This is a genomic window from Streptomyces sp. NPDC004609 (assembly GCF_042873655.1).
Lineage (GTDB): Bacteria > Actinomycetota > Actinomycetes > Streptomycetales > Streptomycetaceae > Streptomyces.
Window position 1 is genome coordinate 113516 of sequence record NZ_JBIALS010000027.1, and the last position, 8702, is coordinate 122217.

The 8702-nt window shown below is 70.0% G+C and carries 8 protein-coding genes and 1 pseudogene; 7 read left to right on the forward strand and 2 right to left on the reverse strand.

Annotation, left to right across the window (positions count from 1 at the left end; genetic code table 11):
* The first annotated feature begins 57 nt into the window (after positions 1–57).
* From ACFYT4_RS25080 to ACFYT4_RS25090, 3 genes are all read left to right on the forward strand, one after another.
* Entirely contained in the window at positions 58–1128 is a 1071-nt protein-coding gene (locus ACFYT4_RS25080) for an RNA polymerase sigma factor (protein ID WP_389273162.1), read from the forward strand.
* A gap of 282 nt (positions 1129–1410) precedes the next feature.
* Positions 1411–2055, forward strand: a complete 645-nt coding sequence (locus tag ACFYT4_RS25085; protein WP_389273165.1) for a dihydrofolate reductase family protein — start codon at positions 1411–1413, stop codon at positions 2053–2055.
* Positions 2056–2254: 199 nt separating this feature from the next.
* Positions 2255–2995: a class I SAM-dependent DNA methyltransferase gene (locus ACFYT4_RS25090; protein WP_389273168.1), complete on the forward strand. Its 741-nt coding sequence runs from the start codon at positions 2255–2257 to the stop codon at positions 2993–2995.
* A 187-nt stretch (positions 2996–3182) separates the two neighbouring features.
* Here ACFYT4_RS25090 and ACFYT4_RS25095 read toward each other — a convergent pair whose 3' ends face one another.
* The gene (locus tag ACFYT4_RS25095; protein ID WP_389273171.1) at positions 3183–3422 is read right to left on the reverse strand and encodes a hypothetical protein; all 240 of its coding nucleotides are present in this window, start codon (positions 3420–3422) and stop codon (positions 3183–3185) included.
* A 417-nt stretch (positions 3423–3839) separates the two neighbouring features.
* Between ACFYT4_RS25095 and ACFYT4_RS25100 the strand changes: the two genes are divergently transcribed.
* From ACFYT4_RS25100 to ACFYT4_RS25115, 4 genes are read left to right on the forward strand one after another with little or no spacing between them, the layout of a single operon-like run.
* The gene (locus tag ACFYT4_RS25100; protein WP_389273174.1) at positions 3840–4178 is read left to right on the forward strand and encodes an antibiotic biosynthesis monooxygenase family protein; all 339 of its coding nucleotides are present in this window, start codon (positions 3840–3842) and stop codon (positions 4176–4178) included.
* Complete coding sequence (locus ACFYT4_RS25105) at positions 4175–5065, forward strand: NAD(P)-dependent oxidoreductase (protein ID WP_389273177.1); 891 nt, start codon at positions 4175–4177, stop codon at positions 5063–5065. Before ACFYT4_RS25100 ends, ACFYT4_RS25105 begins: the two co-directional genes overlap by 4 nt.
* Positions 5055–6101, forward strand: coding sequence for an amidohydrolase family protein (locus ACFYT4_RS25110; RefSeq protein WP_389273180.1), 1047 nt, complete (start codon positions 5055–5057; stop codon positions 6099–6101). The genes ACFYT4_RS25105 and ACFYT4_RS25110 overlap by 11 nt, the downstream gene beginning before the upstream one ends.
* Positions 6098–7342 carry a cytochrome P450 gene (locus tag ACFYT4_RS25115; protein ID WP_389273183.1) on the forward strand — a complete coding sequence of 415 codons (1245 nt, stop codon included), beginning with the start codon at positions 6098–6100 and terminating at the stop codon, positions 7340–7342. Before ACFYT4_RS25110 ends, ACFYT4_RS25115 begins: the two co-directional genes overlap by 4 nt.
* 1169 nt (positions 7343–8511) lie before the next feature.
* Here the strand turns inward: ACFYT4_RS25115 and ACFYT4_RS25120 are convergent.
* A pseudogene (locus tag ACFYT4_RS25120) lies at positions 8512–8655 on the reverse strand (transposase); the annotation flags it as partial.
* Between the last annotated feature and the right edge of the window lie 47 nt (positions 8656–8702).

Genomic DNA, 8702 nt, shown 5'->3' on the forward strand with positions numbered 1-8702 from the left:
GACTCATCTCCCGATCAGTGCACGGTTCGCGACATGTCGCCACGGAGGCGTTGAGACATGGTGCCCTTCAACTCGCCCACGGACGAGGACCTCACCCGCAGGGCCCAGGCCGGCGAGACCGGAGCCCTCGGTCTGCTGCTGGCCCGCCACCAGGCGCCGATGCGCGCGGTGGCGCTGAGCTTACTCGGCTACGGCCCCGATGCGGAGGACGCGGTCCAGGACGCCGCGCTGACCGCACTGCGGCGCATCGGCGACGTACGGGACCCGGCGGCCGTGGGAGCGTGGCTGCGGGCGGTGGTGCGCAACACCTCCCGTATGCGCCTGCGCGCCACACGGGAGACGCCCGGCCTGGACGGGCTCGATCACCTGCACCTGCGCGACCAGGACTCGTCGCAGCCGGGACAGCTCATCGAGCAGCACGCGATGCGTGACTGGATCTGGGGCGCGGTGGAGGAACTGCCGCCGCAGCTCCGGCTGGTGCTGATGCTGCGGCACTTCAGCGGTATCACCTCCTACCAGGAGATCGCCGACGCGTGCGTGGTACCGGTCGGGACGGTACGCAGTCGGCTCAACCAGGCCAGGGGGAAGATGGCCCAGGTGCTGCTGTCGACCGCCGCACAGGCGCACGACGACGCCTCCGTGCTCACCGAGGGGAGCAGGCAGGAGGCCGTGGCGACGTTGGAGGCGTGGGAGACCGGTGGCCTGCCCCGGGAGATCTCCGAGCTCTGGCCGAAGGAATCCGAAATGGTCGGGAGGCTCGGCCGGCCAGGAGAGCGTATCCACCCCGTCCCGGTCATGCGCCACTACCTGGAGGACGGGGTGCGCCAGCACCTGCGCCATGTGGTGGCCGGCCGGGACATCGGCATCTGGGAAATGGACATCACTCACGACGGCGCGGTCCACGTCTGCCCGCCGTCCCTCGCCTGGCTCATGTTCCGCCGCAACGGACGCGTCCAAAGCCTCCGGGTGGTCTTCCCGCGGCCGCCGCGGTCAGGGGAACCTCCCGCAGGCGGTACCACGGCTCGAAGTTCCGCCTGGTACTACAGCCGTAGATCAGGGCTGCGGCCTGCGGTGACGCTGGACGCAGGGCAGCCACCCGGTTTGCACGCGGCCTGTGATCTACCGTGAGTAGGGAGTGCCGGGGCGGCGCCCGGGCCTGGTGACGTAAGCAGGGCACCGTGCTGCACGCTTCAAGATCGGTCGGTATGTGCTGTTCGAGGAATCCGACGTGCGGCCTGGACCAGGGCGCACGGCCTACCTGCCGAGCCCTGCTGCACGGCGTCGCGAGGACGCTGACCGCCGGACGGGGTGGTGGCCGATGCACCGGGAGCCGGGTGCCGTCGCGGCGATGAGTCCGCCGGCGCCCACAGGTCTACCTCCCGACCGAGACAAGCAATCGGGAGTATGGCAATGGGCCTCATTCACATCGAGCTGTTCGCAACCCTCGACCTCGTCGGGCAGTCGCCCGGCGGCCCCGCCGAGGACCCGGTGGGGTTCCCGTTCGGCGGCTGGCAGGCGCCCCTGCTGGACGAGGTCGCCGGGGCGCAGGTCGGTGCCGCGTACGAGGGCACGGACGCCCTCCTGCTCGGTCGGCGGACCTATGACATCTTCGCCGACTACTGGCCGTACCAGGAGGGCGGTGAGGACAACGAGATCGCCACGCTCTTCAACAGCGTCCCGAAGTACGTGGCCTCCCGCGGCGGGCCCGACCTCTCGTGGGCCGGGTCGACGCAGCTCGGCCCGGATCTGGCCGGCGCGGTGCGCGAGATCCGTGACAGGCACGAGCACGTGAAGGTCGTCGGCAGCCTGAACCTGGTGCAGACTCTCCTGCGCGAGAAGCTCTTCGACCGTCTCGACCTCTGGGTGCACCCGATCGTGCTCGGCGTCGGGAAGAAGGTGTTCGACGGTGGAGCGGTGCCCACGAACATCACACTGCTCGAACCGCCGGTAGCCGGTCCGAAGGGCACCGTGTACCTGCGCTACGGGCTCGCCGATGGCACGCCGAGGACGGGGGACATGAGCGCCCCCGATCGCGGTGCCGGGCGCGACGGCTGAAGCCGCCCCGCGCCAGGTGGGTCCGTGTCTCGGCGGTGATTCCGCCAGGTCGGCATTCCGTCACGGCGTCGGCAGTTCGAGGCGACGGCACATGCCCAGGTCTCACCCGCTCCGGACGCTGGACGCAGGGGGACTCACCACTGTGATGGCACGCGAAATCCGCGCGCGCGGCGATGGGCTCCCACCGTACGGTCTGGTGATGGACGATCAGGACGGTTACTTCGGAGAGCGTGTTGCGGCGGCCTACGACGAGTCGTCAGGGGACATGTTCGAGCCGGGCGTCATCGACGCGACGGTCGACTTTCTGGCTGGCCTGACCGACGGTGGCCGGGCCCTTGAGCTGGGCATCGGGACGGGGCGCATCGCGCTGCCCCTGGCACGGCGCGGAGTCCAGGTCCACGGCATCGACTTGTCACGAGCGATGGTTGCCCGGTTGCGTGCCAAGCCGGGCGGTGACGCGATCGGCGTCACGATCGGTGATTTCGCGACGACGAGGGCGGACGGAACCTTCTCCGTCGCATACCTGCTCTTCAACACGATCACGAATCTGACGACGCAGGCGGAGCAGGTGGCCTGTTTCCGCAACGCCGCGGCTCACCTGGAACCCGGAGGGTGCTTCGTCATCGAGGTCCTGATCCCTGAGCTGCGAAGGCTCCCAGCCGGGCAGAACGTGGTGCCCTACCACGTGAGCCCGACGCGATGGGCCTTCGACATCTACGACGTCGCCACCCAGGCGACGAGTTCGAACTACATCGAGGTCGTCGACGGCCGTGGCGAGTACAGATCAATTCCTTTCCGCTATGTGTGGCCGTCGGAACTCGACCTGATGGCTCAGCTCGCCGGGCTGCGGCTGCGCGAGCGGTGGGACGGATGGACACGGGAAGCCTTCACAAGCGAGAGCCGTCAACATGTCTCGGTCTGGGAGAAACCCGCCGACTGACAACGAACCGGGCGCCCTCTCGCGTCCAAAGCCGAGAGCACCTACACCTACGACAACCTCGGCCGCCTCACCGGCGACCGGACCACCGACGCCGTCGACGGATCCGCCGGAACGTCCGAAGTCGCCTCCCTCTCCTACGGCTACGACCAGGCAGGCCGCCTGACCTCCTGGAACAACGGCATCAGCGTCACACCGTGCTTCGGTGCACGCGGCGCGCACCTCGGGGCGGACGGTGCGCCACATCAATCACGGTGGGCACTACACGGCTGTGATGCGCACTGAGCAGTGCGGGTATCTGCGCTTCGGCGCCGGCGAACTCGGCAGCGGCTTCGGGGTCGTCGGCCTCGACCGCCCGGAGGCAGGTGAAGGTATTGATCGCCGCGTGTGGGGGCACCGGGGTGAGCGGCGCGACGCCGCTCTGGGACATGGGGGCTCCTCGCGGGGCCGGTATCCGTGCCGGGTCCGTCGTCCGGGTGGGGTTGTGGGTATCCGGCACTGGCACCGGCGGTGGGTTCCCGATACCGGTATCCGGTACCCGTACGGGCAGTGGGACCTGTGGTGGGCTGTGGGTGTCCGGGTGGGTGGTTCCGTGTGCGGCCCGCATGTGGGGTCCGGGCCCTGGTGGTGCCGGGATCTGTCGCCTCACTGCCTGGGCTCTGGGGCTTTCTGGGGGTGCGGGCGGGTTGAGCTCGGCGCCCGCGCGAGTTGCTCACCTGACCGGCTCAGGGGATTGACGGGTGTCCTGTGTGCTGGTTGGGCTGTCCGCGTTTCGGAGTTGCGTTGCTTCATCCGCCGTGAGTCCGTGGGAGTCGTGCCATGTCAGTTCTCAGTGTCAGGAGGAGAGATGCGTACTGAGACGAGCAGCCCTGTGGGTGACAAGCTGTCCGTGGTCTACGCGGTCCGTGTCGTGGAGGGCGGCGAGCAGGGGTTCCGCGAGGTGTATGACCGCATACGGAAGTCCGTGGCGGGTGTCCCCGGGCACATCGTCGACCGGCTCGGTGAGCCGATCGACGATTCCCGGCAGTGGGTGATCACCAGTGAGTGGGAAACGCCCGAGCACTTCTTCGCCTGGCTGCGCGGAGACGACCACCGTGCACTGCTCGCGCCGCTGCGCGCCTGGGTCGATCAGACGCAGTCGCTGCGGTACCGGGTTGTGCAGGAGACCGTGGGGGCCCGGTCATGACCCGCGATGCCGGCCCTGTGGCCGTTCTCGGACTGGGCACCATGGGGAGCGGACTGGCCACCCGTCTGCTTGACCGGGGTGTGCGGGTTCGGGTGTGGAACCGCACGGCGGAGCGCGCGGAGCCGCTCGCCCGGGCCGGTGCGTTCACCGCCGTCAGTCCTGCCGATGCGGTCGAGGGGACGAGCGCCGCGATCTGCACCGTCGCCGACGGGGACGCGCTTGCCGCCGTTCTGCGCGGACCGGGCGGGATCCTCGCGCGGGGACCGTACCCCGGCTCGCTGGTGTGTGCGGGCACGGTCGCCCCCGAGGAGGTCGTCCGGCTGGCCGGGGACACCGGCTCCGTCCTGGACGTCGGGATGCTGGGCAACCGGGAACACGCCCGCACCGGTGAGCTGCGGTTGTTCGTCGGGGGAGAGGAGCGGGTCTTCACTGCCGGGCGCCCGCTGCTGGAACTGCTGGGAAAGGAGGTCGTCCATCTGGGCGCGCTGGGCTCCGGCATGCGGATGAAGCTGCTGCTGAATCTGCTGATGGGGATCGAGGTGCAGGCGCTGGCCGAGGCGGTGGAACTGGCCGCCGCCGCCGGCCTCGACCGCGAACTGGCCCTCACCACCATCGCGGGCAGCGGCTTCGCCTCACCCGTCATGGCGTTCAAGTCCAGGCGTCTGGCCGCCGGACGGTTCGACGAGCCCGACTTCCGGCTGCGGCTGATGGCCAAGGACCTGCTGCTCGCCGCCGACCAGGCCGAGGCGGCCGGACTGCGGCTGCCGCTCGCCGCTGCTGCCGCCGAGACCCATGTCCGCGCCACCCGCATGGGCCACGGTGACGAGGACTGTGTGGCGGTCAGCCACGCACTCACACCGAAAGCGGGAACCGGCCGTGATCATTGACATCCATGGGCATCTGTCCCCGCCGGAGGCGGCCAGGAACTTCCCCATGCCGCCCAGCCTGACCGATGCCGACGGCATGCTCGCGGCCCGCGCCCGGGCGGGGATCGACCTCACCATCATCGGCAGCCCGGTCGGGGCCGGTGCGATGGCGCGGATCCCGGGTGTCGACAACTACGCACAGCCCCGGGACCGGCTGCGGAAGTTCCACGCCTGGATGTCCGGTCTGATCGCCACCTTCCCGGACCAGTTGCGCGGATATGTGTACGCCAACCCGTTCGGTGACGACGACCATCTGGAGGGTGTCCGGGAGACCCTGGCGGACCCCGCCTTCGTGGGGCTGATCACCACCTCCAGCGTCCACGGCGAACTCCTGGGCTCACCGCGGGCCGACTCGTTCTTCGCTCTGGCCGCCGAGGCGGGGGTGCCGGTCCTGGTTCACGCCCCGGCCGAGCCGATCGGCACCGACCGGGTCGACCACCTCGGCTTCGTCGAGCAGATCGGCCGGTTCAGCGACATCTCCCTGAGTATGGCCATGATCGCGTTCGCCGGCTGGCTGGAGAAGTATCCCGCCCTGCGGCTGATCGGCTCCACGGGCGGGGGCGCGCTGGCACTGCTCCCGCAGCGTCTGCAGACCGCGGCGCGTCCCCGGCACTGGGGCGGCGCACCGGGCGCCCCGGCGGCGCGGCCGCCCGGTGCTCAGGGGGCCGGCGGCCGGCCGCCCGGTGCTGTCCGGCCGGCCGCCGGAGCGGCGGGGCCTCCGGCCGGGGGAGAGGTGATGCCGCCGTCCGCGGACCCCGCGGCGGCACTGCGGCGGATGTATGTCGACACCAGCACCTTCAGCCCGGCGCACCTGGGTCTGAACGCGGAGGTACTGGGGCCCGAACGGATGCTGTTCGGCACCGACTCACCGCCGCTGTCCGTGCCGCTGGAGGAACTCATGAGCATGATCGAGAAGCTGCCCGTCGACAAGGCGGCCCAGCAGCTCATCCTCGGCGGCAACGCCGAGGCCGTCTTCGATCTGAGGAGCCGTCCGTGACCACCGTGAACGACCCCGTCGCCGAGGTCTCGCGCTGCACCCCCGAGTTCCGCCGGAACCCCTACCCGGTGTACGAACACCTCCGGGACACGGCGCCCGTCTGCCCGATGCGCCCGCCGCACGGCATCGACACGTATCTGATCACGCGGTACGAGGACGCTCGGGCCGCGCTGACCGACCCGCGGCTGAGCAAGGACATGTACGGGGCCCTGGAGGCCTACCGGAGGATCTTCGGCGACTCGTCGGTGGCCCTGGACGACCATATGCTCAACGCCGACCCGCCCAAGCACACCCGGCTGCGGAAGCTGGTCGGCTCGACGTTCACCCCCCGCCGGGTGGAGTCGCTGCGGCCGCATATCGAGGAGGTCGTGAGGTCACTGCTCGACGACTGCCCGACCCGCGAGCCCGTCGATCTGCTGCCCGCCTTCGCGTTCCCCCTGCCGATCATCGTGATCTGCGAACTGCTCGGCGTACCGCTCAAGGACCGGGCGGATGTGCAGACCTGGTCCACGACGGTGGCCCACACCGGCTTCGGCAAGGAGGCCAAGCAGGCGCACCAGCGGGCGGAGGAGAGCCTGCACGCGTACTTCACGGAGCTTCTCGCCCGTAAGCGGGGCCGTCCCGGCGACGATCTGCTCAGCGCCCTCACCGAGGCCCGGGACGAGGAGGGCCCGCTCACCGAACACCAGTTGGTGTCCACGGCGTTCCTGCTGATGTTCGCCGGTCACAAGACGGCCGCGTATCTGATCGGCAACTCCGTCCACCAACTCCTCACCCACCCGGATCAGCTGCGCGCGGTGAAGGAGAACCCGGAGCTGATCGGGCAGGCGGTGGAGGAAATGCTGCGCTACGACGGCTCGGTGGAGAGCGCGACCTTCCGCTACGCCAACGAGGACCTGGAGATCGCCGGGACACGGATCCCGAAGGGCGCTCTGGTCCAGATCGCGCTGAACTCCGCCAACCGTGACCCGCTGAGGTTCGACGAGCCGGACGTGCTGGATGTGACGCGGCCGTCGAACACCCAGAGTGCGCACCTCGGGTTCGGACACGGGACGCACTACTGCCTGGGGGCCCCACTGGCCCGCCTGGAGACACAGCTCGCCCTCACCGGGCTGTTCGGCCGGTTCCCGGGGGTGGCCCTGGCCGACCCCGCCCGGGAGGCGGCCTGGCTGGAGGTACCGTTCCCGGCCTTCCGCGGTCTGACGGAGCTGCCGGTCGTCCTCGGCCCCGCCGGGCGATGACGGGGGTTCTGGCCCGCGCCTGCCTGCCGGGGGCTACGGCGTCGTAGCCCCCGGCAGGCACCGTGGAGTCGTCCCACAGGCAGGGCGCGCTCCACGGTCGCACGGGGGTCGGCGACCCCGACGACGAGGCGGGCGTACGGCTCGCCGGTCGGTTCCACGACCACGGTCTTCCCCGGGGTCGTGGACGGCCCAGAAGATCCTCTCCTGGCGCGGGTGGAGGAGGAAGAGCCGGACTCGTCCGGAGAGGGGCAGTACGTCAGGCCTTGCCGTCGGGAGATGGTGCCCCGCTCACCCGGGCGCCGCCCGGCGGGCCCTGCGCAGCATCAGCTGCACTGGGCTGTCGTAGCGCAGGAGTTCCTCGACGGCGGCGGGGATCAGGTCTGTTCGGTTGCGCAGTTGGTCGGCGGCCTGCGGGTGGCTCAGGAGGGCGAGGGCGGCGTTGCCGATGAAGTGGGTGGTGGTCTCATGGCCGGCGATCAGGAGCAGGGCGCAGTTGGCGAGGAGTTCATCGAAGTCCTGGTCGGGGTTCTCGGTCCCGGTGGCCAGCAGTGCGCGCGGGGTGTGGGGCGCGGGCGGGCCGTCCTTGCGGGTGAGGAGTTCCCGGAGATAGGCGAGCATCTGCGCCATGCTCTGCGAGGCGGCCCGGCTGTCGTCGGCGTCGAGCCGGGAACTGCCGATGGCCGTGGCGATGGGGTCGGACCAGGAGGACAGAACGTGCCGGTCCTCTTCCGGGACGCCCAGGAGGTCGCAGATGACAGCCAGGGGCACGGGGCGGGCAAGGTCCGCGACGATGTCCAGCCGACCGGTCGGTGCTGCGCGGGTGATGATCTGATCGACCGCATCGAAGATCCGGTCGCGTAGCGTTGCCACGGCCCGGGGTGTGAAGGCCCTGCTGAGCAGGGAGCGTAACCGGGCGTGGTCAGGGGCGTCACTGTAGAGCATCTGCCGGCTCAGGACCCGGGCCAGCGGCCGTAGTTCCTCGGAGACCGCCTCGATGTCCGGATAGCGTACCGAGGAGAAGCGTGGATCACTTGCCGTGCTGCTGACCACGCCATGACCGGTTGCGACCCAGGCGTCCAGACGGCGGTCCCAGTAGAGGTCGTCGGCGCTTCGAAGGTCCCGGTAGAAGTCGTAGAGGCGGTTCTGGTTCTGGGGCCTGATCTTGGCGTTTATCCTCGGCGGGTTTGGTGTTCCTTGGTCGACTCGGCGCGTTTGACTGTCTTGCCGACGTCGTGGCGTGTGGCCCGGTGCTTGTTTTTCGAGCCGGGAGGTCGTCCAGGGCCGGGGCGGGTCGGTTTTGGTGCGGCCGCTGGAGAACGGGAGGCTGTCGCACGACTCCCCCTCGGTGAAGGTCAAGAGT